Below are 22802 nucleotides of genomic sequence, written 5' to 3'. Positions count from 1 at the left end.
GTCTGCTAGCAAGACCAGGATTTGACCGGGAATTTGGGTATGTCGGTACAGGGTAGCATTGTCATCGGCGGCGGCGCGTTTGCCGGCCTCGCACTGGCCTTGGCGTTACGCCAGGGGCTAGGCCCCGAGATTCCCGTCATCGTCGCCGATCCCGCGCTGAGCACGCGGCCGAGCCGGGACCCCCGCGCCACCGCGATCGTGGCGGCCTGCCGCCGCCTGTTCGAGGCGATCGGCGCCTGGGACGACGTCAGGGCCGAGGCGCAGCCGATCCTCGACATGGTCGTCACCGATTCCAAGCTGGAGGACGCCACCCGCCCGGTGTTCCTCAACTTCGCCGGCGATGTCGCGCCGGGCGAGCCGTTTGCGCATATGGTCGAGAACCGCCGCCTGATCGACGCGCTGACGGCGCGCGCCGAGGCGGAAGGCATCGATCTGCGCGCCACCACCGTGGCGTCCTATGACGCGCGCGCCGAGGGTATCGATGTGACGCTCGGCGACGGCAGCGTGATCGCCGCCAGTCTCCTGGTCGCCGCGGACGGCGCGCGGTCGAAATTGCGCGAGCGTGCGGGCATTCCGACCCATGGCTGGGAGTATGACCAAGCCGGCATCGTCGTCACCGTCGGCCATGAGCGCGATCACGAGGGCCGCGCCGAAGAGCACTTCCTGCCGGCAGGTCCCTTCGCGATCCTGCCCCTCTCGGGCAAGCGCTCCTCGTTGGTGTGGACGGAGCGCAGGGCCGAAGCCGCGCGCATCGTTGCGCTCAGCGATGAGGAATTTCACGCCGAGCTCGAACAGCGTTTTGGCCTGCATCTCGGCGAGGTCAAGGCGCTCGACAAGCCGCGCGCCTTCCCGCTGTCCTATTTCGTCGCGCGCTCCTTCATCGCCACCCGCCTCGCGCTGGTCGGCGATGCCGCCCATGTCATCCACCCCATCGCGGGCCAGGGCCTCAACATGGGCCTGAAGGATGTCGCCGCGCTGGCCGAAGTCGTCGTCGATGCCGCACGGCTCGGCATGGATCTCGGCGGTGCCGACGTGCTCGAGCGCTACCAGCGCTGGCGCCGCTTCGACACCATGGCGATGGGCGTTGCCACCAACTCGCTGAACTTCCTGTTCTCGAACCAGTCGACGCTGCTGCGCACCGTCCGCGACATCGGCCTCGGCCTCGTCGACCGCGCTCCCCCGCTGAAGAACCTCTTCATCCGCCAGGCCGCCGGGCTCACCGGCGAGGTGCCAAGGTTGCTGAAGGGCGAGGCGTTGTAGGACGGGCGCCGGCGCGACACCCTCCGCTGTCGTCCCGGACAAGCGCGCCTTAAGCGCGCGCCGATCCGGGACCCATACGCCGCAGCAAGAGTTTGGCGACGACTCGGAGTTACCAGCTCGGCCTACAACCACTTGCTGTGGTTATGGATCCCCGCGTTCGCAGGGACGACACTGAGCTTGTAGAGCGACCATCGCGCTCCATCCTCAATCGATCTTGCGCGCTTCTTCCGGCAGCATGATCGGGATGCCGTCGCGGATCGGATAGGCGAGCTTGGCGCTGCGCGAAATCAGCTCCTGCTTTGCGGCATCGAATTCCAGCGGCCCCTTGGTCAGCGGACAGACCAGAATTTCCAGCAGCTTGGGATCGACGGTGTTTTCGGGGCGTTCGGTTGGCGTGTTCATCGGGGTCTCCGGCGGTCGGCTGCCTCTAGCACAGAAATTCGTGTCCGCCCATTGCGGGCTCACGCGGAGACCATCGCGAAGATCTCGTCGAGCAGCGCCTGCAGCCGCGCTGCGGGCACCGGAGCGCCCGACAGGGCGAAGCCGAGGAATGTCCAGTACAGGATCTGGGCTCGCGCCTGTGCGGTCGCCGGCGCGAGCCCGCGCTTTCCCAGCAGCCCTTCGATATAGTCGAGCCTGCGGCGGTCGATGGCGCGCACGGCCGCTTGCGCCGCCGCGTCGAAGGCCGCCCAGTTACGCACCGCGCGTTCGAGATCGAGCCGCGCGCCGAACGACCGGCGCAGCAGCGCCTTCAACGGCTCGTCGCCGGCGGCCTCGACGTCGGCGATGATCTGCTCCGCCGCGATCTCGCGCCAGCGCTTCAGGACGGCGGCCTGGAATGCGCCGAGATCGGCGAAATGCCAGTAGAAGCTGCCGCGCGACACGCCCATGGCCTTTGCCAGCGGGTCGGCCTTGAGCGCGGTGAAGCCGCTTTTGGCAAGCGCCTTCAGGCCTGCCTTGATCCAGTCGTCGGCGGAAAGCTGGTCGGTCATGTCGGGTTCCCGGGATTGGACCATACACTAGTGTATTGACAGCCTCCAAGCCAGCGCCTATCTCTCCATACAGCACTGTATGGATGGAGGAGGCGAGGTCTGCCGATGCGTGATCTGCTGCTGCAATGTGCTGGGGTCGCGGGGATCGTGGTCGCCCTGATCCATGGCGTGCTGGGCGAAACCAAGGTGTTCGCCAGGGCGACCATCACCCCGGAAAGCCTGCGCATGCTGATCCGCCTGGTCTGGCAGGCCGGGACGGTCGCCTGGATCGGCGGCGGCGTGCTGCTGCTTGCGGCGCCCATGCTGGGATCGGACAGCGCACGGCACTGGATCGTTGCGACCATCGTCGCGGTCTACGGCTTTGCGGCCGTCGCCAACGCGTGGTGGTCGCGCGGACGCGGCTTCGGCTGGAAGGCTCTCGCGGCCGTGGTCGCGCTGGCGGTCGCCGGATATTGAGGCTGCCGGTCCGCGTCAAAGGAGGAGCACGATGACTGATCGCGTCCGTGTGACTGTCGTGGATGATGTGGCCCACGTCCGCCTGAACCGTCCGGACAAGATGAATGCGCTCGATCCCGCGATGTTCGCGGCGCTCATCGAAGCCGGCGCAGACCTGCGCGATAGCCCGGAGATTCGGGCCGTCGTGCTCTCCGGCGAGGGACGCGCATTCAGCGCGGGCCTCGACCTGGAGCGCCTTGTCGCCACGACGCGCGGCGAGCCGCTGCTTCCGCCCGTGGACCTGACGCAGCGAACCCACGGCGTCGCGAATTATGCCCAGCACCTCGTCTGGCTCTGGCGCGAGCTGCCGGTGCCCGTGATCGCAGCGGTGCACGGCATTGCCTTCGGCGGAGGCTTCCAGCTCGCGCTCGGCGCCGACCTGCGCTACCTCGCGCCCGATACGAAGCTCGCGGTGATCGAGACGAAATGGGGTCTGGTGCCGGATATGTGCGGCACGCAATTGATGCGCCATCTCGCGCGCGAGGATATCGTGCGTGAGCTGACCTATACGGGTCGCGTTTTCTCGGCCGACGAAGCGGTTACCTACGGCTTTGCAACGCGGCTCGTCGATGATCCCGTGGCCGCGGCACTGGCAACGGCGCGTGAGATTGCTGGCCGCAGCCCTGATGCGATCCGTGCCGCCAAGCGGCTGCTCAACCTGTCCGCAACTTGCCAGGTGGCAACCGGTCTCGTCGTGGAGACTGCCCAACAGGCGGCGCTGCTCGGCTCCGCCAATCATGTCGAGGCGGTCAGGAGCAACCTCGAAGGCCGCACCCCACGATGGAGCCGCGCATGAGCGTGCCGCACGGATTCGACCTCCCAGCGCTCGAGGCGGTCAACGCGTCCGCGGCGTTCAACCGCGCCGCGGGCTTCGACGTTGTTGCGGCCGGCAAGGGCGAGGCGACCATTCGCATGAATTGGCGCGACGAGCTCACCCAGTATTCCGGGCATCTCCACGCCGGCCTGATCGCGGCCCTGCTCGACACGGCCTGCGGGTTCGCCGCAGCAACGCTCGTGGGCGCGGTCACCGCATCGCATTTCTCGATGAGCTGCCTGAGGCCGGCCATCGGTCGCTCCTTCCTCGCCAAGGGAACGACGCTCCGCGCAGGGCGCAGGCAGGTGTTCGCCCGCGCCGAACTGTTCGCGGCCGATGAGCAAGATGCGTTGACCCTCGTCGCGACAGGCGAGACCGTGCTCGTCCCCACTGGCGAGCCGTCGCGCAAAATCGACGGGAGTTGAATCATGGCGCTGACGCTCGTCACCGGAGGTACAGGGCACCTCGGTCGGGATATCGTCGATCGCCTGGTTCGCGACGGACGTCGCGTTCGGGTGTTTGCACGATCGCCCGGCCTACGGACGGACGTCGAATGGGCCACAGGCGATCTCGCCACCGGCGTGGGGTTGCGGCACGCCCTGCATGGCGTCGATACGGTGATCAATGCGGCGACCTATTCGCCGATCGCACGGCGCGGCGGCGTTCGTCCGATCGATTTCTTCAGATCGCCCTCCGCCGTGGACGTCGAGGGAACGGAGCGGCTGCTGTCGCTCCGCGGGCAAACCGAGGTGCAACACGTCCTGCATGTTTCGATCGTCGGGCTCGAGCAGGCAACCCTGCCCTACGCACGGATCAAGCTCGCTGGCGAACGACTGGTGCGTGCCTCGGCTTTGTCCTGGTCCATCGTTCGCGCGATGCCGTTCTATTACCTGCTCGACAAATTGCTCTCGAGCCTCGCTTGGCTCCCGGTATGGCCGGTGCCGACCACGCTGTTCAATCCCGTCGATACATCGGATGTCGCCGATCACGTCATGACCTGCGCGTTCGATGGGAAGCGCGGCGTGCGTGCGGAGATCGGTGGCCCCGAAGCTCTCGATCTCGTTGCCTTTGCCAGCCAATACCGGGATGCAAGGCAACTGCGCCGGAAGATCCTGCCAATCGGCCTGTCCGAGGCGAAGGCGCGCGACATGGGCTTCGTCGTCAGCCAGGGTGTGCGCGGACGTCTCCGTTGGACGGACTGGCTGCAGCACAACTATCCGGCAATGCGAGGCGCGGCGTAACGCGGCTGGTGAGGCCGGCCGTTTATCCGGACCGTGAGGCGTAAGGCCGCACTGGTCGGCCGAACCCGCATTCTCCGCAGAGAGCGCTCGCGTTTTCGCTCTTGTTAGAACCACTCTAAACACAACAATAGAACTTATCTAAAGCAGACCACGCCCGTCACCGATTGACTTCACCACCCTCTTTGCTTCCTTCAGTTCCGCTTCGCACCTCGCGTAGCGCGCACGACAGAGGAGGAGACGTTCGTGAAGGTCATTCGTGTTGTTGCCATTGCATTGACGGTCGGGATCGGCATGGGGTCGGCGGCCATGGCCGACGGTTTCAAGGACTGCACCAAGCTCGACAAGGCGTCGTGGAAGCCGGCCAGCGAGGCCGAAGCCAAGGCCAAGGCGCTCGGTTATGAAGTGCGGCGCTCCAAGATCGAAGGCTCCTGCTACGAGGTCTACGGCGTCAAGGAAGGCAAGCTCTACGAGCTGTTCTACAGCCCCGAAGATCTCAGCCTGAAGCACACGATCGCCAAGTAAATCGCCAAGTAAATCGTCAGGTAAATCGTCAGGTAGCGCGACCGCGCAAAGCCGGACTCGAGGATGGTCTTTGCTTGATTGAAGAAGCGATGCCAGAACCGCGCGGGGTGTCCGGCAGGACCCCCGCGGACCGACCCGCTTCGCGGACGGTCGCCGTCTGGGACCTCCCGCTGCGCCTCTGGCACTGGGCTCTCGCGGCCTGCGTTCTGGCCGCGTGGTTCACGCCCACCGTCTATGATCGGCTTCACCGCATCGTCGGCTATGCGGTGCTCGGACTTCTGGCCTTCCGGCTCGTCTGGGGCTTTTGGGGAAGCCGCTATTCGCGCTTCCGCATGATCAGGGTCAGGCTCCGGGCCGCGCCAGGCTATCTCTGGAATCTGCGCCGCGGCATCACCGGCCGCTATATCGGACTCAATCCCGCGGGCACGTTGATGCTGGTGGCGCTGCTGGTCTCGCTCGCAGTCTCGACGATCACGGGGGCGATGTCGGTCACCGTCACCTTCTTCGGTGTCTGGTGGGTCGAAGACACCCACCATTATTCGTCGGATGCGGTCATCGTCCTGGTCGTGCTGCACGTGGTCGGCGTGCTGCTGATGGGGATTCTCCAGCGCGAGAATCTGATCCGCGCAATGCTCACCGGCCGCAAGCACATTCGCAACCGCCCCTAGATGTTCGCCGCCGATCACCGCTGAGGCGCTTTGCGGCGCGGCACCGTCATGCGCGGACGGCTGCGACATTTCAAATTGAGACGATGAGCTTAATGCGTCGATAAGCATCCAATCAGCCACGGCACAAAATCAACGCGATTGGCCCGTTCTTAAATCGGCAACGTTGCCGATGGAGCAGCCTGGAATGTTTCGCGTCTTGTCTTGCCTTACCGTCGAGCATGATTTTCGGCTCGTCGTGCTCGCTTGTGTGGTCTGCTTCGTCGCGAGCATTGTCGCGGTCAGCATTTTCCATCGAGCGATCGCGGCGCGCGCAAGAACGCGCCTGATCTGGATCGCGATAGCCGGCGCTGCGATCGGATACGGCATCTGGGCGACGCATTTCGTCGCCATGCTCGCCTACGAGCCGGGCGTTGCGACCGGCTACGGCCTCGTGCTGACATCGCTTTCGCTGGCGACCGCAATGCTGCTGACGTCGGTGGGCTTCGGCGTCGCGGCCGGCGATTCCGGCCGATGGCGCGCGGGGACAGGCGGCGTCATCGTCGGCGGCGGCATTGCCAGCATGCACTATCTCGGCATGTGGGCCCTCGAAGTGCCGGGCCGCGTCGCATGGTCGCCGGACCTCGTCCTGGTCTCGATCATTCTGGGCATGTGCTTCGGCTATGCCGCCCTGGCTGTCGCGATCAAGTACCGGAACTACCGGGGAACGCTCGCGGCGGCAGTCCTGCTGACGCTTGCCATCATATCGCATCATTTCACGGCGATGGGTGCCGTGCACATCACGCCGGATCCCACGCGCCCGACCGACGCGCTGTCGCTGTCTCCGGGCGTGCTCGCGCTTGCGATTGCCGGTGTCGCACTGTCCGTGCTGGGCATGAGCCTGATCGGCGTGCTGGCCGACCGTCGCCTGGCAAGCAGAACCGCCAGGTTCGAGGAGATCATCAGCCAGCTTTCGGACGCCCGGCAGCAGCTCGAAGATTCGCAGCACGAATTGCGGGAGCAGACGCTGCGGCTTGATACGGCGATCAACCATATGGTCGAGGGCCTCTGCATGTTCGATGCGGAGAAGCGGCTCGTGATCTGCAACGAGCGTTACGCCAATCTGTACCGTCTGCCGCCGCAGCTGCTGCGCGCAGGCACGCCGCATGGCGACATCATCAGGCATCGCATCATCAGCGGCAGGCTCAAGGGCGATGCCAGCGACGTCGCCGCCGAGCAGCTGATCTCGAAGCTCGATGCCCTGCCCGTCAATGCGGTTTCGATCCGGATCGACGAGTTCTCCGATGGCCGGTTGATCTGCGTGACGCGGCAGCCGATGGCCGGCGGCGGCTGGGTGGCGACCCATCTCGATGTCACGGAGCAACGCCGGTCCGAAGCCAAGATCGCCTATATGGCGCAGCATGACGCGCTGACCGGGTTGCCAAATCGCGTGCTGCTGAGGGCGCGTCTGGATCAGGCCTTTGCCAGCACGCGCGATGGAGACCTCCATCTGGTGGTCCTCATGCTCGATCTCGACCGCTTCAAGGAGGTCAACGACACGCTTGGGCATCCGGCGGGCGATTCGCTGTTGCGTGCGGTCGCAACGCGCTTGCGTCAGTGCAGCAGGGAAACGACGTTGATTGCCCGGCTGGGCGGCGATGAGTTCGCCGTCGTGGACTATGTGACGAATCCCGGCGCGGAGGCGGCCGCTCTCGCCGAGACGATCAAGACCGCGCTGTGCGAGCCCTTCGACCTCGGCGACCATCAGGTCACGGTGGGAGCCAGCATCGGCATAGCCGTTGCGCCCCGCGACGGCGCCGATTCCGATGTCATTCTCAAGAGTGCCGATCTCGCCCTCTACGCGGCGAAGGGCGGCGGACGCGGCGCATTCCGTTTCTTCGAGCCGGAGCTGGACCAGCTGATGCATGTCCGGCGCAACCTGGAAAAGGATATGCGAGAGGCGCTGGCGCTGGGCGAATTCGAGCTCCATTACCAGCCGTTCGTGAGTGTGGAGAGCGGACGAACATGCGGCTATGAGGCGCTGCTGCGGTGGCACCACCCCGAGCGAGGCCTGGTCCTGCCCGGCGAGTTCATTCCGCTCGCGGAGGAAACCGGCCTGATCCTGCCCATTGGCGAATGGGTGTTGCGGGCGGCGTGCGCGGAGGCTGCCAACTGGCCTTCCGACCTGACGATCGCGATCAACCTGTCGCCTGCGCAGTTCAGAAGCAAGGAGCTCGTCTCCATCATCATCGGCGCCCTCGCGGCCTCGGGGATCGATCCGCAAAGGCTCGAGCTCGAGGTCACCGAGACGGTCATCATGCATGACAGCGAGGCGGTGTTCGCGGCTCTCGGACAGCTGCGCGAGCTCGGCGTGCGAATTGCCCTCGACGATTTCGGCACGGGCTATTCGTCACTGAGCTTCTTGCAGAAATTTCCATTCGACAAGGTCAAGATCGACCGCAGCTTCGTCAACGAGCTCGCCAGCGAGAGGAAAGAGGCGCACCGGATCGCCCGCGCCGTGGTCGCATTCGCGGTCAGCCTCGGCAAGACGACGACCGCCGAAGGCGTCGAAACCGCCGAGCAGCTGGCCGTTCTGCGCGAAGAGGGATGCGCGGAGGCGCAGGGCTACTATTTCAGCCGACCCATGCAGCCCTCCAGGATCGGGCAATCCGCGCAGCGCAAGGCCGAGGCGGCCATCTGCGCCGCCTGACTGGAATAGACCCTCACTGCAGCGGTGGATCGCCGCTGGTGCGCTTCTTGGCGAGGTCCATCTCGGTGACGGCGATCAGGATCTCGGCGCGGGTCTTCAGGTCCGGCGCCTCCAGCATGGCCTGCTTCTCCGCGGGGCCATAGGGCGACATCATCGCCAGCGCGTTGACCAGGGCTTCATTGGGCGCGCTTTCGACGCCTTCCCAGTCGACCTTGAGATTGTTGGCCTTCAGAAAGTCCGCCAGCACGGCCAGCAGCGCCTCGCGGTCGACCTGGTCCTCGCCCATGCGCGCGGTGAAGTCATCGACGTAGGCGAAGAAGTCCACCTTGCATTGCCGGTAGGCGGTGAGCACCTCGAGCTCTTCGATCACCCTGAAGCGCGAGACGCCGGTGAGCTCGAGGATGTAGCGGCCGTCGCCGGATTCGGCGAGCTGGGTGATGCGGCCGACGCAACCGACGCGGAACAGCGTCGGCTTGTCGGAATTCTTCGGCGAGTGCGTGACGTCAGGCTGGATCATGCCGATCAGGCGATGGCCGTCTCGAAAGGAATCGTCGACCATCGCGAGGTAGCGCGGCTCGAAGATGTTGAGCGGCATCTGGCCGCGGGGCAGCAGCAATGCGCCCGGCAGCGGAAACACCGGAATGATCTCCGGGAGATCGGCGGGCCCGCGATATTCGATGTTGATCGGCATCTGGTCCCCGCTGACTCAGCCAGCCTGTGTCTTACGAAAACAGGATCGTCGACAAACGCTTGCGTCCCTCGACCGTTGCATCATCCGTGCCGCCCCAGGCCTCGAAGAACTGCACCAGCTGCTTGCGGGCGCCGTCGTCGTTCCATTTGCGGTCACGCTTGACGATCTCAAGCAGCTGCGCGGTCGCAGCGGCGCGGTCGCCTTTCGCGTTGAGCGCGGTCGCCAGGTCGAATCGGGCCTGATGATCGAGCGGGTTTGCGGCGACTTTCTGTTCCAGCTCTGCGACCGGCCCGAGCGATTGGGCCTGCTCGGCGAGATCGATCGCGGTCTGCACGGCCTTCACCGCGGGGTCGTTGCGCTTGGATTCCGGCACCATGGCCAGCGTCTGTTTGGCCTGCTCCATCGCGCCGGAGACGGTGTAGCATTTTGCCAGACCCGCGAGCGCGGCGATGTTGGTCGAATCGTACTGAAGCACTTCGGCATAGATCTGCGCGGCAGCCGCGGCGTCGCCCTCGGCGAGCACGGCCTCGGCCTCCTGCAGGATCTCGGCGATGTTCGGCTCACCCGGCGCGGTCACGCCCTTGGTCAGCTTCTCGATGAAGGCATTGAGCTGGCTCTCGGGCACCGCGCCCATGAAGCCGTCGGCCGGCTGGCCGTTGACGAAGGCGATCACGGCCGGGATCGACTGGATGCCCATCTGGCCGGGAATCGCCGGGTGCTGGTCGATGTTCATCTTGACCAGCTTGACCTTGCCCTTGGCGGCCTTGACCGCCTTTTCCAGGATGGGGGTGAGCTGTTTGCAGGGGCCGCACCACTCCGCCCAGAAGTCGATCAGCACCGGCTGGCGCTTCGATTCCTCGATGACGTCCTTCACGAAGGTCTGGGTGGTGGTGTCCTTGATCAGATCGGCCGCAGCCGGGTTTGCGGCTCCGTTACCCTGGTCGATGATCGTCACGGGATCCCCTCGTCTGATGTCCGGAATGGCGGCTCTTAGCATGCCGCCATTTCATATGCTTGTTGTCGGCTCCTAAATTGGGCCGATTGGGCCGAATTTCAATCCACCGCGGCCGATTCGGCAGTTCCGGGGCCTTTTCGGGCGGTTTGGCCGCATCCGGGGTCCAAATAGCGTCCCCGAATGCCAATCTATGCCGCCCGTAGCTGTTGCATTCCCCTCCCGCTTTTGGCATACGACAGCCGTTGCCGGCGCGTCACGCGACCGACACAGGATGCGGGTGTAGCTCAGTGGTAGAGCACGACCTTGCCAAGGTCGGGGTCGAGGGTTCGAGCCCCTTCGCCCGCTCCAATTTTCTCCCAAGCGTCCAGCCACGTTCTGGCCATCCGTCGATGGGGTCATGGTCGGGGGCCATGCCGTGACCTCTGCAAGCATATGATGGACCTGTCTAGTTCGAAAACTAGACGAGGAAGCCGCCGATGCTCAGTTTGTCCTTGAATGCCAAATGACCTTCCAACTCAATCTCGACGAGGTAAGTCCCGTTTGGAAATGCTCCGGGTGTCTTCCAGCGAAGCGCCGCGCTGGGCGGCGCAGGTCGCGCAGAGAGCGACGAGTTGGAAAAGTTTACAATCTGCTTTTGGCTGCGATCCCAAGCTTTGACCGTGACGCTTACGTTTTGGGAATCGTATCGGGGGCTGAGCTTAAACACCACTCCATCGGAAGCCAAAGAAACTTCCTCTACGAAAACATACTTTCGTTCGAAAACGAGTAAATCGTTGGAGATCAAAATCTTCTGAGCCCAATGCTTCCCCTTGTCTCCCATTAGGTGAAGCAAGGTCTGCTTTTCCGCGTCGGTTCGACAGTAAATCCACTGAAGGTGGTCTGCTAGAGGGAGCGGTGAAGTGGCTAGTACCTCTGCGCAGCGATGTTCAATGATCGAGTGATCGCCACCAGTCCCCCCTTCGTGAAATACCTTGTCGAATGGAATCTTGCTGAAATAGTCTTCGCTGTCGCCCGGATCGGCACTACCGATCTGCATATTGCGATCGCAGAACTTTATGTTCTGTAATGACAGCACCGTCTGCGCACTAAAGACCATCATCACCAGAATTGGTGCGTGAGCCCCCTCCCACTTGCACTCGCCTTGCTTGCGAATGCCCTCAATGTGCCATTGGGTTGGTGTTCGCGGACGGAAATACAGTCGCGCGAAGCTATGCGCCGCGCCTCTTGTGGCGATGACGTCCGGCGCAGCCACGTCTAGTTCTTTCGCGTTCGCGGGATCATCGCGCGACCGCAGATTTCCGTCTAAGAGGATTTTTACTGCGTTTTGAATCGGAGCGTGATGAAATAGACGACCGGGCCACTTGGCGCGATACGGGTAGAAGGGCTTGGCTAGTGCCAGCTCCCACTTAGCAATGTGTGCATTAATAAAATCAAGCGTTAGCGCCATGCGAGTTCAAGTTGAGGTTTGGACGCGGGTGTAACAGCGCTGCTGCGCCCACGACGATATTCGAGAGCGACCTCAGGGGACGAATGATTGATCGGTTGAATCTGGACGGGGCGAACTTGCGGTAGAACGCTCAAGATAGATAACAGCGTATCACCGGCCCCTTCTTTCGACCACGCGGCTTTTTCTCGGGTCAGCAAGCCGCGTTGTAGGCCTACCCAAGCTCCCATAAGATCTTCAGATTCGAAGCTCCAGGTCATTTCATCTGTCTTTACCGTCAACACGTCGTCTTCAGTAACCGAGGCCTTAAGGGGCGCATTCGTCTCGATGTTGACAAGCTTGTCGACTCCGACTTCGACAACTTTCCTGATCGCACCAAGGAAATCGTCGAAGGAGTTATGCCCCACGTGCTCATTCTTTAGCTGATCGGCGATCTCCTCCATGTGTTCTGGTAGCCCGATCGGTACCGTAAAGTCGTGAATATAGACTTGGATTGGCAACTTATGGAGATGTGCCTCCATCAACGGTCGAACCGTTTCCCAATCGAGGCCACCGTTGCCGCATCCGAGGCGAGGGAAAGAAATCTCGGTTATGCCAAGCTTCTGGTAGTTCTGGACAAACTTCTTCAGGCCGGCATCAATCCATTCAAGCTTCGACGGATTGCGCCAATGCTGTTTCGTCGGAAAGTTTAGGACCCACTGACTCGATTCCCGCCAGAGCCATAGTTTACCTGGCGCCAACAGCTGCTTATCGCAAATCCGTTTGTAGGCCGCGAACATCTCTGGCTCGCGGTCCTTGAAGTCCTTTGCAATTCCTTTGCCCATGACACCGACGCAGTTGACGGTGTTGACGAGCGTCTGGGCCGTGGACTCGAGGAGACTCGTGCGGCGATAAATGAGCATAGGCTTCCCGGTGAAATCGCAAGTGGCGGCGGATTGTGGAGTAACAGCGACCATCGGACGAATCGATACAATCAACCAGAATTTCACGGCTTTGTAAAGAACAAAGTTAGAACAGCGTGCTGCACTGCAAAATCAGGCCTTAACCAGCTCGCGTTTCCGGCTATCTACCCGCTTAGTTCTATCGCAGCTACTACGTCCGCGGTTACTCTGAAATTTATAGATGTAACATGACAATCCTAGTCACCGGCAGCGCGGGTCATCTTGGCGAGGCCATTCTCCGGACGCTCCGCGATCGCGGCTCCGCCGCGCGCGGGATCGACCTGAAGCCATCGCCCTTCACCGATGCCGTCGGCTCGATCGTCGATCCCAATTTCGTGCGCGGCCAGATGGCCGGCGTCACTGCCGTGATCCACACCGCGACGCTGCACAAGCCGCATGTGGCGACCCACACCAGGCAGGACTTCGTCGACACCAACGTCACTGGCACGCTCAATCTGCTCGAGGCGTCCGCTTCGGCTGGTGTGACGAGCTTCGTCTTTACCAGCACCACCAGCGCGTTCGGCTCGCAGCTTCGGCCCGGGGCCGGACAGGCAGCGGTGTGGGTCACCGAGGACCTGCCGCCTATCCCGAAGAACATCTACGGCACGACCAAGCTGATGGCGGAGACGCTATGCGAGCTGTTCTTCCGCGAGCGCGGACTGCCGGTGGTGGTGTTGCGGACCTCGCGTTTCTTTCCGGAGGACGACGACGATCCCGCGATGCGGTCGGCTTACGGACTGGAGAACGCGCAGGCCAACGAGCTGCTCTATCGCCGGCTGGATATTGCCGATGCGGTGAGTGCCCATCTGCTTGCCGTCGAGCGCGCGCCAAGGATCGGTTTTGGCTGTTACATCATTTCCGCCACCAGCCCGTTCGAAGCGCGACATCTCGAAGCGCTCGCGCGCGATGCGGCCGGCGTCGTGCGCGAGCTCTATCCGGAGTGCGCGCAACTCTATGCGGCGCGCGGCTGGCGGCTCTTCCGCGAGATCGACCGCGTCTATGTCAACGAGCGCGCGCGGCGTGAGCTCGGCTGGCGGCCTGAATTCGACTTCGCGCATGCGCTGAGAGCCTTGCGCGACGGCTGCGATTTTCGCAGCGTGCTGGCCCGCGAGATCGGCGCCAAGGGCTATCATGACACGGTGTTCGACGACGGACCCTACCCGGTCGCCAGTTGAGCACCGCGATGATGTTTTGCTCGACGGGTCAAGTGCCTGTCTGGTCGATCCCGGGCAGCGCAACCTGCGCCGTTCTACTGTGCATGGGGTTGTTTTCGCATTTTTTGTTTGAGGCCCTTTGACTGGCTTTATTCCGCGTTGCAGCGAGAACGCTGCCGTCGCCGCGTTTCCCTCGTTGACATTCCGTCTCAATTTTTATTGAGCGCAACCGCAGCGTACGCGACGCCCTTCTCAGCGCTCGCAGATGTGCTAGCCTTTTTGCGTCTGCTTCTCGGCAGACCCCAAACTTCGCCTCTCGACTAGCAAAATAAAATAACGCGCAGCCCTGACGGCTGCCTTAGGGGAGTGACGCGATGAAATTCCATCGATCCGTCTTTCAATCCGTTCTGGCGCTTGCAGCGGTTGCCCTTCTTGCGGGAACCAGTGTTGGCCATGCGCAGCAGGACAAGAACAAGCCGCTGAAGAAATACGAATCCGGCACCAAGGAGTTCTGGACCCATCCGCCGGATGATTGGTTCCTGGGCGACGAGACCGAGGCGCAGAAGGGCCTCGCGCCGCCCTCGGGCCCGCCGACCGGCGCCTCCGATGCCGAGCTCGCCAACATCATCAAGAAGATCAAGCTGCCGCCAGGCTTCAAGATCGAGGTCTATGCCTCGGGCGTGCTGGCCGCGCGGCAGATGGCCTGGGGTGACAAGGGCACGCTGTTCGTCGGCTCGTTCGGCCTCGGCAACGTCTATGCCATCAAGGACAACAACGGAAAGAAGGAGGTCAAGACCGTCCTCAAGGGCCTCAACATGCCCACCGGTCTCGCCTTCAGGGATGGCGCGCTCTACGTCATCGCCGTCGACAAGCTGATCCGCTACGACAATGCGGAGGCCAATCTCGACAAGCTCGGCGACGGCAAGGTCGTCTATGACGACATGCCGTCCTATGCCGCGCATGGCTGGAAGTACATCGCGGTCGACAAGGAAGGCTGGTTCTACATTCCGTTCGGACCGCCCTTCAACATCGGCATCCCGCCGACCAGCGTCTCGCAGATCCGGCGCGTCGATCCCAAGACCGGCAACGCCGAAATCTACGCGCTCGGTGTTCGCAACTCGGTCGGCGGCGACGTCGATCCGCGCACCGGCAAATACTGGTTCACCGAGAATGCCCGCGACTGGATCAGCGACGATCTGCCCTCAGACAAGCTGAACATGATCAACAAGATCGGCGAGCATTTCGGCTATCCCTACTGTCACCAGGGCAATCTGCCCGACGACAAGTTCGCGATGGGCCACAAATGCTCCGAGTTCACGCCGCCCGTGCTGAACCTCGGCGCCCATGTCGCTCCGCTCGGCATGAAGTTCTACACCGGCGACCAATTCCCCGCCGAGTACAAGAACAACATCCTGATTGCCGAGCACGGCTCCTGGAATCGCCACAAATACCAGGGCGGCCGTATCATGCGCGTGATCGTCGGACCTGATGGCAAGAACCCCAAGCAGGAGGTGTTCGCCTCCGGCTGGATCGAGGGTGACCAGGGCTATCTCGGCCGTCCCGACGACATCATCCTCGCCAAGGACGGCTCGATCCTCGTCGCCGACGACTGGGCCGGCGCGATCTACCGCATCAGCTACAGCAAGAAGTAGCGCGACGTTGCGAAGAGGCTGCGACCGGATGACGGCCGCAGCCTCTTTTATGACAAGGTCTTTCACTGTCGTTCCGGACCGCGCGCCAGCGCAAGCCCGGAACCCATAACCCCGACTGGGGGTTATGGATTCTCGGATGCGCAATCGCGCATCGGAGCTCGTCCTTCGCATGCTCCGGAATGACAGGCTCGATAGATCGGAATCCTCATCATGCGCCGTCAGTTTTTGTCGTACGCCATCGGTGCGCTATTGCTCGCAGCGCCGGCCTTCATCCCGGCCCAGGCCGCCGACAATTCCGCGATCAAGGAGAAGGCTTCCGTCTGCTCCGGATGCCACGGCGAGAACGGCATTTCGCAGACGGAGAACATCCCTTCGCTCGCCGGTCAGCCCGATCAGTTCATCCAGTGGCAGCTCGTGTTCTTCCGCGCCGGCTCGCGCAAGAACGATCAGATGAAGCCGATCGTCGAGGAGATGACCAACGAGGACATCCGCGGTTTCGGCGCCTACTTCTCGCAAATGACGCCGCCGAAGGGCGCGGAAGACGGCGATCCGGACCTGTCGAAGAAAGGTGCGCAAGTTGCCGCCGGGCGCCGCTGCGCCTCATGCCACACCGACAGCTTTGCCGGCACCAAGGGAGTCGCGCGGCTGGCCGGCCAGCGCGAAGAATATCTGGTCAAGGCGCTGCACGACTACAAAGCCGGCCAGCGCGTCGGCGGCGGCGTCGCCGCGATGGCCGATGTCGCCTATCACATGAGCGACGAGGAAATCACGGCCGTCTCGCACTATCTGGCGCATCTCAAATAGCGCGGGGTCGAGCGGTCAACACAGCTCGTCGTCCCGGATCTGCGCTTCGCTTGTCCGGGACGACAGCGGAGTGTGTAGCTGCTGCCTACCCCGCCCGCTGCTTCTCATACGCCTTCAAATGCGTGTAGGCGATGCGCAGCTTCGGCACCGGCACCTTCGCAGCGTCGGCGCGCGCGATGAGGTCGCCGATGACGTGGTCGGCTTCGACCGGCAGGCCAGCCTTGATGTCGCGGAACATCGAAGCGGTCATCGGCGAGCCCTCGGTGGTGAGCAGGCCCTTGACGCGCTCGAAGAACGGCCCGCCCGGCGTATAGCCCGACGCGGCGGCGATCGCACTGGTCTCGTCCAGCATGCCGAGCAGGAAATCGCGGCCACCGGGGGCTGCAAGGATGTTGCCGACAGAGGTGCGCATCAGGCTGGTGGACGCTGCGAGCGAGGAGAGGAACACCCACTTCTCCCACATGTCCTGCATGATGTTCTGGCTGGCGGTGGCCCCGGTGATGCCGCTCTTGAAGGCCTCGTCGATCGCCTTGACGCGATCCGAAAGCTTGCCGTCGCGCTCGCCGTAATTGATCGACTGCATCGGCTGCAGTTGTACCACCTCGCGCTTCTCGTTCAAGGTCGCGGCGATGGCGCAGAGCCCGCCGAGCACGCGTTCCTTGCCGAACCTGGCATCGAGGATGTCGAGATGCTTCATGCCGTTGAGCATCGGGATGATCGCAGTGTTCGGCCCGACAGCCGCGGCAAACGATTTGATGGCGTCGTCGAGGTCGAACGCCTTGCAGCTCAGCAGCACGACGTCGAACTTATCCTTGAGCGCGTCGGCCTGCACGATCGGCGGATTGTTCAAGGTCACATCGCCGTTCGGGCTCTTGATGACGAGCCCGGCGCTGGCGAGCTCGCCGGCCCGGCGCGGCCGGACCAGGAAGGTGACGTCGCGGCCGGCCTGCAACAGCCTGCCACCAAAATAGCCGCCGATGGCGCCGGCGCCGACCACGAGGATACGCATGCGATATTCCTTTTTGTTGCTATTGGCGGACCATCTATAGTCGTCATTGCGAACGAAGCGAAGCAATCCAGATTGCTGCCGCGATCACATTCTGTCGCGACAAGGGGACTACATTCCCAGCACCATCTCCTCGACCTCGCGCAGCTGCTCCTTGCCGAAGAACATCTCGTTGCCGACGAAGAAGGTCGGCGAGCCGAACGCGCCGCGGGCCACGGCCTCCTCGGTGTTCTTGATCAGCTTGCCCTTCACCTCCGCCTCCTGGGCGCGGGCGAACAGCCTTTGCGCATCGAGCCCGGAGGATGCCAGCGCCTTCGCCGCGACTTCAGGGTCGTCCATCTTCTTCGGCTCGCGCCACATGTGGTGGAAAGCGGCTTCGACATATGCCTCGAACACACCTTCGAGCTGCGCGGCGATCGCCGTGCGCATCAGGTTCAGCGTGTTGACGGGGAAATGCGGATTCCAGACATAGGGCTGGACCTTGAAGCGCTTGATGAAGCGCTCGGTCTCGACAGCGTGAAACTCGCGCTTGTTCTTGACGCCGGCGAGCGTCTCGGCCGGCGACTTGTTGTTGGTCGCTTTGAAGATGCCGCCGAGCAGGATCGGGACATATTCGAATTTGACGCCGATGCGCTGCTCGATCGCGGGTATCGCGAGATGGCTGAGATAGGCGTTCGGGCTGCCGAAATCGAACAGGAATTGCGGGGCGGTGCGGGTCAAATTCGATCTCCCTGACGTCTCTTTCGCACATTGTGGCGCAGCATCCGGCACAGGTCCACCGTTTAATGACGGTCATAATATTCTGGGGATCAGACCATCCGCCGGATCGTCCGTTTGCGCCACACCAGGACGTAATAGCCCATCTGCAAAACGAACATGGCGCAGAACACGATGGGATAGGCGGCCCACACGCCCTGAAGGCCGATCGTGCGGCTCAGGATCACCGCAGCAGGCAGCTCGATCGCGACAATCGCGAAGATCGAGAGCAGCATCGGCGTCAACGCGACGCCCGCCGCGCGCATGGCGCCGGAGAACACCGTGGCGAGGCCGAACGGCACCGAGCTCCATAAGGCGATGAAGAGCAGCTGCTTCGCCAGATCGAGCACGGTGCTGTCAGTGATGAAGATGCCGAGCACGGCACGCGGTACGAGATAGATCAGCGCGACCAGCCCGCCGGTCAGGACGAGGTTGAAGGCGAGCCCGGTCCGCACGATGTGATCGAGCCGGGTTCTGTCGCCGCTGCCGACCGCCTGCGCGCCGAGGATCGAGACTGCAATCGAAATCGACATCGCCGTGAACTGCGTGTAGCCCATCACCTGGTTGACAGCGCCGTACGCTGCGGTGGCGTCCGACCCGAAGCCGTTGACGAGGCCGAGCAGCACCAGCTCCGCGATCGCCATCACCACCATGCCGATGGCGCTCGGCAATCCGATGCCGAGAATCTTGCCGAGCATGGCGCCGTCGAGCTGGAGGTGACGCAGCAATGCCGCGTCCGGCGCGAGCGCGTGCGTCTTCCGCCGCAGATAGACGGCCAGCGCAATCAGCGTGAGCGCGTTCGCGATGGCGGCTGCCCATGCCGGACTGGTGATGCCGGCCGCCGGTAATCCGAACGACCCGCGGATCAACATCGGCGTCAGGATCAGGCCGATCGCGGTCGACAACGCCAGCGCCAGCAGCGGCGTGAGCGCGTCGCCGACGCCGCGGATCATCGCCGTCATCAGCAGGAAGACGAAGCCGAGCGGCATGGTGAGCAGCATGATCCGTGCATAGGCGCTGGCCGGCGCGAGGATGTCCGCGGGCGTGGCGAGCGCCGTCATCAGTTCACGGCTGAACAGCCCGCCGATCAGCGCGACCGAAATAGACAGCAACAGGCCGATCGCAAGCGTCGTACCCACGATGCTCTTGATCTTGTCGTGCTCTCGCGCGCCAAAGGCCTGGCCGATCAGCACGGTCGCGCCGGTGCTGAGGCCCATGACGAAGGCGAACAGGAAGAACATCACCGGGAAGAACACCGAGACGGCCGCCAGCGCGTCGACGCCGAGCATCTGGCCGAGATAGACGTTGCTGACGGTGCCGAATAGCGATTGCAACGCGTTGCTCAGCATCAAGGGCGCGAGGAAGCGGAGGAAGCTGGTCCAGAGCGGTTTGGTCGTGGGCATGGATGTGTCTTTCATCAGGGCGTGCGAAGCCGTCGCCGCGCAAGGCGCGCGGCTCGGCCGTCGATGGGGTTGTGAAGAGCGGTGCGCGGGTTACGCGCGGTCGCTGTAGGCGAGCTTGACGATGTGGTCGCGGATGTCGGTCGGCCAGTCCGCAATCAGTCCGGTGAAGCGCCGCCGGTCATCCGCGAACAGCGCCCGCGAAGCTTCCTCGAACTGCGGCAGGTTGCCCGCCATGGTCGACATGAAGTGATAGGCCGCATCGCGTGCCTGCCGCTCGCGGTCCTTGTCGCCGCTCGCGCGCCTTGCCTCGTCGACGAGCTTGCGCAGCGCGACCGAGGCGCCGCCTGCTTGCGCGCCCAGCCACTCCCAGTGCCGCGGCAGCAGCGTCACCTCGCGTGCGACCACGCCGAGCTTCGGCCGGCCGCGGCCGCGCGGCTCGCTCGGCGGCGTGCTCTCCTCGACAGGAGGCGGGACAAGCTTGGTCAGCCGCGCCAGTACCTCGCGATCCCCGCCGCGCAGATCGAAGTCGATCGGCCGGCCGGTGGCATCCTCGAAGATGATGATGGCCTCGTCTGGTCGTGGCGCCACCCGCTTGACGACCAGTGCGACCTCGCCGGCCGACCCGGACACCAGGCGGCGCGGCCCCTGGAAGGCGGTGAAAATCTTCTGCATTGGAATCGTTGCCATATTTGATAGCGTCGGACCATTTAATACCCGGGTAAATTTGGCGCGTCAATATACCCGGGTGAAAATATCCCCCACCGACCGCTCGACATTGCGTTCCCGGGCTGGCACGAACGGCGCGGCCGACCGACCACGCCTCGCCACCACGCCTAGCCCCGGGGACCTCGCTGATGCTGACCGTTCACCACCTCAACAATTCCCGCTCGCAGCGCGTGCTGTGGCTGCTCGAGGAGTTGGGCGTTCCCTACGAGATCGTGCGCTATCAGCGCCAGCCGGACATGCGCGCGCCGAAGGAGCTGCGCGCCATCCACCCGCTCGGCAAATCGCCCGTCATCACCGACAACGGCAACACCATCGCCGAATCGGGCGCGATCATCGAATATCTCGTCGCGACCTACGGCAACGGCCGGCTGATCCCGCCGCCGAACACGCCGGAGCGGCTGCGCTTCACCTATTGGCTACATTATGCCGAGGGGTCGGCGATGCAGCCGCTGCTGCTGAAGCTCCTGTTCACGCTGATGCCGAAGCGCGCGCCCGCGCTGCTGCGTCCGCTGGTGCGCAAGGTCTCGAACCAGGCGCTGACCACGCTGGTCAATCCTCAGCTCAAGCAGCACATGGATTATTGGGAAGGCGAGCTTGCGAAGAGCGAGTGGTTCGCCGGCAACGAATTCACCGCAGCCGACATCCAGATGAGCTTCCCGCTGGAAGCAGCTCAAGCCCGCGGCGGGCTCGAGCAGGGGCATCCCAAGGCGATGGCCTTCCTCGAGCGCATCCACGCGCGGCCGGCCTATGCGCGCGCATTGGAGAAGGGCGGGCCGTATCAGGTGGGGCGGTAGACCACCTGTTGCCCGCAACGACGCGGTTACTGCCCCGCGGCTTCCGCGCCGCGCGTGCGGAGATCGGGGGCACCGAGCGGCCCGTTCGGCGTCACGAGAATCGAATTGGCCGACGTCTGCCCCATCGGCTCGAGGATCGTGTGGCCCATCGCCTTCAGCTCGCGTAACACATCGTCGGGAAAGCCGCGCTCGACGCGCACTTCGTCGGGCAGCCATTGGTGATGCAGCCGTGGCGCCGCGACAGCGGCCGCAACATCCATCTTGTAGTCCAGGACGTTCACGATCACCTGGAGCACCGTCGAGATGATACGGCTGCCGCCGGGCGAGCCCGTCACCAGCACCGGCTTGCCGTTCTTGAGCACGATAGTCGGTGACATCGACGAGAGCGGACGTTTGCCGGGTCCGGGCAGATTGGCCTCGAAGCCGACGAGGCCATAGGCGTTGGACGCGCCAATCGCGGCGGTGAAATCGTCGAGCTCATTGTTGAGCAGCACGCCGGTGCCGTCGGCGACGAGGCCGACGCCATAGCTGAAGTTCAGCGTGTAGGTGTTGCTGACGGCGTTGCCGCGGCTATCGACAAGCGAGAAATGGGTGGTGTTGCTGCCCTCGCGCGGCGAGGGGGCCGCCGAAGCCAGCTCCTTCGACGGCGTGGCGCGATCGGTGGAGATATCCGCGCGCAGCTTGGCGGCGTAATCCTTCGCGGTGAGCGTCTCGATCGGCGCCTTGACGAAGGCGGGATCGCCGAGATAGCGCGCGCGGTCCGCATAGGCGCGCTTCATCGCCTCGATCAAGAGATGCAGCGATGCCGGCGATCCCTGCTTCAGATCGGCGAGCTGAAAGCCCTCGAGGATGTTGAGCGTCTCCACCAGCACGACGCCGCCGGACGAAGGCAACGGCATCGACACGATGTCGTAGCCGCGATAGCTGCCGCGCACCGGGGCGCGGATCACGGGCTGATAGGCTTTCAAGTCGGCCGGCGTCATGATGCCGCCGGCATCGGTCACGGACTTGGCGAGCTTCTCTGCGACCGGTCCTTCATAGAAGCCGCGTGGCCCCTGCGCGGCGACGGCAGACAACGTTTCAGCGAGATCGCCCTGCACCAGCATGTCGCCTTCACTGATCGGTGTGCCATCCGGTCGCGAGAAGATTTTCGTCGACGAAGGCCAGCGTGCCAGCCGCCGGTGCCAGGTCGGCAGCGTATCGGCCATGTCGTCGCTGACGACGAAGCCATCGCGGGCGAGCGCGATCGCAGGTTCGAGCAATTGCGCCAGCGTGAACTGGCCCGAGCCGTATTTTTCCAATGCCAGGGCGAGACCCGCGACGGTGCCGGGCACGCCGATGCCAAGCGCGGAATCCCGCGATTTCGCGACGTCCGGCTTGCCGTCGGGCCCGAGGAAGATCTGCGGCGTGGTCGCCGCCGGCGCGGTCTCGCGGTAATCGATCGTGACGTCTTCATTGCGATCGGCGGAATGGATCACCATGAATCCGCCGCCGCCGATATTGCCGGCGCGCGGATAGGTCACGGCCATCGCAAAGCCGGTCGCGACCGCAGCATCGATCGCATTGCCGCCGCGCCGCAGGATGTCGGCACCGACCTGCGCGGAAATCTTCTCCTGCGCGACGACCATGCCGTGTTCGGCCGCGACGGCGCGCACGGCATCGCGAGCGGGCGGGACATAGCCCTGCCGCGCGTCCTGAGCGGCCGCTGGCGACAAGCCAAACGCCAGCGCGGCTATGAAGGCGAAAAATCTCCGCCGTGTCGAATATGACGACATCATCACACTTCCGCCGTGGCTTC

The 22802-nt window shown here is 63.7% G+C and carries 23 protein-coding genes and 1 tRNA gene; 13 read left to right on the top strand and 11 right to left on the bottom strand.

The window, feature by feature from the left end:
* The first annotated feature begins 39 nt into the window (after positions 1-39).
* Positions 40-1260 (top strand): ubiquinone biosynthesis hydroxylase, encoded by a 1221-nt coding sequence (locus tag SE92_RS23310; RefSeq protein ID WP_063198697.1) that lies wholly within the window; start codon positions 40-42, stop codon positions 1258-1260.
* 204 nt (positions 1261-1464) lie between these two features.
* Here the strand turns inward: SE92_RS23310 and SE92_RS23305 are convergent, their stop codons facing one another.
* Both SE92_RS23305 and SE92_RS23300 read right to left on the bottom strand, forming a co-directional pair.
* The gene (locus SE92_RS23305) at positions 1465-1662 is read right to left on the bottom strand and encodes a Trm112 family protein (RefSeq protein WP_063198695.1); all 198 of its coding nucleotides are present in this window, start codon (positions 1660-1662) and stop codon (positions 1465-1467) included.
* 59 nt (positions 1663-1721) lie between these two features.
* Complete coding sequence (locus SE92_RS23300; protein ID WP_063198693.1) at positions 1722-2252, bottom strand: TetR/AcrR family transcriptional regulator; 531 nt, start codon at positions 2250-2252, stop codon at positions 1722-1724.
* Between the two features lie 105 nt (positions 2253-2357).
* On the opposite strand from SE92_RS23300, the gene SE92_RS23295 reads away from it, so the two are divergent.
* The 7 genes from SE92_RS23295 (at position 2358) to SE92_RS23265 (ending at position 8678) form a co-directional block, all read left to right on the top strand.
* Complete coding sequence (locus SE92_RS23295; RefSeq protein ID WP_063198691.1) at positions 2358-2708, top strand: hypothetical protein; 351 nt, start codon at positions 2358-2360, stop codon at positions 2706-2708.
* A gap of 31 nt (positions 2709-2739) precedes the next feature.
* Complete coding sequence (locus SE92_RS23290; protein WP_063198689.1) at positions 2740-3543, top strand: crotonase/enoyl-CoA hydratase family protein; 804 nt, start codon at positions 2740-2742, stop codon at positions 3541-3543.
* The gene (locus SE92_RS23285) at positions 3540-3986 is read left to right on the top strand and encodes a PaaI family thioesterase (protein ID WP_063203713.1); all 447 of its coding nucleotides are present in this window, start codon (positions 3540-3542) and stop codon (positions 3984-3986) included. Before SE92_RS23290 ends, SE92_RS23285 begins: the two co-directional genes overlap by 4 nt.
* A 3-nt stretch (positions 3987-3989) precedes the next feature.
* Positions 3990-4802 carry an SDR family oxidoreductase gene (locus SE92_RS23280; RefSeq protein ID WP_063198688.1) on the top strand — a complete coding sequence of 271 codons (813 nt, stop codon included), beginning with the start codon at positions 3990-3992 and terminating at the stop codon, positions 4800-4802.
* Between the two features lie 243 nt (positions 4803-5045).
* The gene (locus SE92_RS23275) at positions 5046-5324 is read left to right on the top strand and encodes a PepSY domain-containing protein (RefSeq protein ID WP_063198686.1); all 279 of its coding nucleotides are present in this window, start codon (positions 5046-5048) and stop codon (positions 5322-5324) included.
* 89 nt (positions 5325-5413) lie between these two features.
* Positions 5414-5992 carry a cytochrome b/b6 domain-containing protein gene (locus SE92_RS23270; RefSeq protein ID WP_063198684.1) on the top strand — a complete coding sequence of 193 codons (579 nt, stop codon included), beginning with the start codon at positions 5414-5416 and terminating at the stop codon, positions 5990-5992.
* A 184-nt stretch (positions 5993-6176) separates the two neighbouring features.
* Positions 6177-8678, top strand: a complete 2502-nt coding sequence (locus SE92_RS23265; protein ID WP_063198683.1) for an EAL domain-containing protein — start codon at positions 6177-6179, stop codon at positions 8676-8678.
* A 13-nt stretch (positions 8679-8691) separates the two neighbouring features.
* Here the strand turns inward: SE92_RS23265 and SE92_RS23260 are convergent, their stop codons facing one another.
* Together SE92_RS23260 and trxA are read right to left on the bottom strand one after the other, a co-directional pair.
* On the bottom strand, positions 8692-9369 hold the full coding sequence (locus tag SE92_RS23260) for an LON peptidase substrate-binding domain-containing protein (RefSeq protein ID WP_063198681.1): 678 nt from the start codon (positions 9367-9369) through the stop codon (positions 8692-8694).
* A gap of 31 nt (positions 9370-9400) precedes the next feature.
* Positions 9401-10324 carry a thioredoxin gene (gene trxA, locus SE92_RS23255; protein ID WP_063198680.1) on the bottom strand — a complete coding sequence of 308 codons (924 nt, stop codon included), beginning with the start codon at positions 10322-10324 and terminating at the stop codon, positions 9401-9403.
* Between the two features lie 273 nt (positions 10325-10597).
* On the opposite strand from trxA, the gene SE92_RS23250 reads away from it, so the two are divergent.
* Positions 10598-10672: transfer RNA gene (locus SE92_RS23250), tRNA-Gly, on the top strand.
* Positions 10673-10781: 109 nt separating this feature from the next.
* On the opposite strand, the gene SE92_RS35130 is transcribed toward SE92_RS23250, so the two are convergent.
* Positions 10782-11771 (bottom strand): DarT ssDNA thymidine ADP-ribosyltransferase family protein, encoded by a 990-nt coding sequence (locus SE92_RS35130; protein ID WP_084251880.1) that lies wholly within the window; start codon positions 11769-11771, stop codon positions 10782-10784.
* On the bottom strand, positions 11762-12757 hold the full coding sequence (locus SE92_RS23240; protein WP_245324674.1) for a macro domain-containing protein: 996 nt from the start codon (positions 12755-12757) through the stop codon (positions 11762-11764). The genes SE92_RS35130 and SE92_RS23240 overlap by 10 nt, the downstream gene beginning before the upstream one ends.
* A 140-nt stretch (positions 12758-12897) precedes the next feature.
* On the opposite strand from SE92_RS23240, the gene SE92_RS23235 reads away from it, so the two are divergent.
* From SE92_RS23235 to SE92_RS23225, 3 genes are all read left to right on the top strand, one after another.
* Complete coding sequence (locus tag SE92_RS23235; RefSeq protein WP_063198675.1) at positions 12898-13884, top strand: NAD-dependent epimerase/dehydratase family protein; 987 nt, start codon at positions 12898-12900, stop codon at positions 13882-13884.
* Between the two features lie 353 nt (positions 13885-14237).
* Complete coding sequence (locus tag SE92_RS23230; RefSeq protein WP_063198673.1) at positions 14238-15515, top strand: PQQ-dependent sugar dehydrogenase; 1278 nt, start codon at positions 14238-14240, stop codon at positions 15513-15515.
* Positions 15516-15725: 210 nt separating this feature from the next.
* Positions 15726-16319 carry a c-type cytochrome gene (locus SE92_RS23225; protein WP_063198671.1) on the top strand — a complete coding sequence of 198 codons (594 nt, stop codon included), beginning with the start codon at positions 15726-15728 and terminating at the stop codon, positions 16317-16319.
* 85 nt (positions 16320-16404) lie between these two features.
* Here SE92_RS23225 and panE read toward each other — a convergent pair whose 3' ends face one another.
* The 4 genes from panE to SE92_RS23205 all read right to left on the bottom strand — a co-directional run bounded on the left by panE (position 16405) and on the right by SE92_RS23205 (position 20171).
* The gene (panE, locus tag SE92_RS23220) at positions 16405-17328 is read right to left on the bottom strand and encodes a 2-dehydropantoate 2-reductase (protein ID WP_063203712.1); all 924 of its coding nucleotides are present in this window, start codon (positions 17326-17328) and stop codon (positions 16405-16407) included.
* Positions 17329-17436: 108 nt separating this feature from the next.
* Positions 17437-18045, bottom strand: a complete 609-nt coding sequence (locus tag SE92_RS23215) for a 2-hydroxychromene-2-carboxylate isomerase (RefSeq protein WP_063198670.1) — start codon at positions 18043-18045, stop codon at positions 17437-17439.
* An 89-nt stretch (positions 18046-18134) separates the two neighbouring features.
* Positions 18135-19484, bottom strand: coding sequence for an MATE family efflux transporter (locus SE92_RS23210; protein WP_198172762.1), 1350 nt, complete (start codon positions 19482-19484; stop codon positions 18135-18137).
* Positions 19485-19574: 90 nt separating this feature from the next.
* The gene (locus SE92_RS23205) at positions 19575-20171 is read right to left on the bottom strand and encodes a DUF2239 family protein (protein ID WP_157095631.1); all 597 of its coding nucleotides are present in this window, start codon (positions 20169-20171) and stop codon (positions 19575-19577) included.
* A gap of 167 nt (positions 20172-20338) precedes the next feature.
* On the opposite strand from SE92_RS23205, the gene SE92_RS23200 reads away from it, so the two are divergent.
* A complete protein-coding gene (locus SE92_RS23200; RefSeq protein WP_063198664.1) occupies positions 20339-21004 on the top strand; it encodes a glutathione S-transferase family protein in 666 nt (221 codons plus the stop codon).
* Between the two features lie 26 nt (positions 21005-21030).
* Here SE92_RS23200 and ggt read toward each other — a convergent pair whose 3' ends face one another.
* On the bottom strand, positions 21031-22782 hold the full coding sequence (gene ggt, locus SE92_RS23195; protein WP_063198663.1) for a gamma-glutamyltransferase: 1752 nt from the start codon (positions 22780-22782) through the stop codon (positions 21031-21033).
* Positions 22783-22802: the final 20 nt, after the last annotated feature.

This window comes from Bradyrhizobium sp. AT1, from assembly GCF_001590795.1.
GTDB lineage: Bacteria > Pseudomonadota > Alphaproteobacteria > Rhizobiales > Xanthobacteraceae > Bradyrhizobium.
This window is presented reverse-complemented; position numbering and strand designations above follow the sequence as displayed.

Coding starts and splice junctions, on each gene's coding strand:
- SE92_RS23310 (WP_063198697.1), top strand. CDS start 40: ATGTCGGTACAGGGTAGCATTGTCATCGGCGGCGGCGCGTTTGCCGGC.
- SE92_RS23305 (WP_063198695.1), bottom strand. CDS start 1,662: ATGAACACGCCAACCGAACGCCCCGAAAACACCGTCGATCCCAAGCTG.
- SE92_RS23300 (WP_063198693.1), bottom strand. CDS start 2,252: ATGACCGACCAGCTTTCCGCCGACGACTGGATCAAGGCAGGCCTGAAG.
- SE92_RS23295 (WP_063198691.1), top strand. CDS start 2,358: ATGCGTGATCTGCTGCTGCAATGTGCTGGGGTCGCGGGGATCGTGGTC.
- SE92_RS23290 (WP_063198689.1), top strand. CDS start 2,740: ATGACTGATCGCGTCCGTGTGACTGTCGTGGATGATGTGGCCCACGTC.
- SE92_RS23285 (WP_063203713.1), top strand. CDS start 3,540: ATGAGCGTGCCGCACGGATTCGACCTCCCAGCGCTCGAGGCGGTCAAC.
- SE92_RS23280 (WP_063198688.1), top strand. CDS start 3,990: ATGGCGCTGACGCTCGTCACCGGAGGTACAGGGCACCTCGGTCGGGAT.
- SE92_RS23270 (WP_063198684.1), top strand. CDS start 5,414: ATGCCAGAACCGCGCGGGGTGTCCGGCAGGACCCCCGCGGACCGACCC.
- SE92_RS23265 (WP_063198683.1), top strand. CDS start 6,177: ATGTTTCGCGTCTTGTCTTGCCTTACCGTCGAGCATGATTTTCGGCTC.
- SE92_RS23260 (WP_063198681.1), bottom strand. CDS start 9,369: ATGCCGATCAACATCGAATATCGCGGGCCCGCCGATCTCCCGGAGATC.
- SE92_RS35130 (WP_084251880.1), bottom strand. CDS start 11,771: ATGGCGCTAACGCTTGATTTTATTAATGCACACATTGCTAAGTGGGAG.
- SE92_RS23235 (WP_063198675.1), top strand. CDS start 12,898: ATGACAATCCTAGTCACCGGCAGCGCGGGTCATCTTGGCGAGGCCATT.
- SE92_RS23230 (WP_063198673.1), top strand. CDS start 14,238: ATGAAATTCCATCGATCCGTCTTTCAATCCGTTCTGGCGCTTGCAGCG.
- SE92_RS23225 (WP_063198671.1), top strand. CDS start 15,726: ATGCGCCGTCAGTTTTTGTCGTACGCCATCGGTGCGCTATTGCTCGCA.
- panE (WP_063203712.1), bottom strand. CDS start 17,328: ATGCGTATCCTCGTGGTCGGCGCCGGCGCCATCGGCGGCTATTTTGGT.
- SE92_RS23210 (WP_198172762.1), bottom strand. CDS start 19,484: ATGCCCACGACCAAACCGCTCTGGACCAGCTTCCTCCGCTTCCTCGCG.
- SE92_RS23205 (WP_157095631.1), bottom strand. CDS start 20,171: ATGGCAACGATTCCAATGCAGAAGATTTTCACCGCCTTCCAGGGGCCG.
- SE92_RS23200 (WP_063198664.1), top strand. CDS start 20,339: ATGCTGACCGTTCACCACCTCAACAATTCCCGCTCGCAGCGCGTGCTG.
- ggt (WP_063198663.1), bottom strand. CDS start 22,782: ATGATGTCGTCATATTCGACACGGCGGAGATTTTTCGCCTTCATAGCC.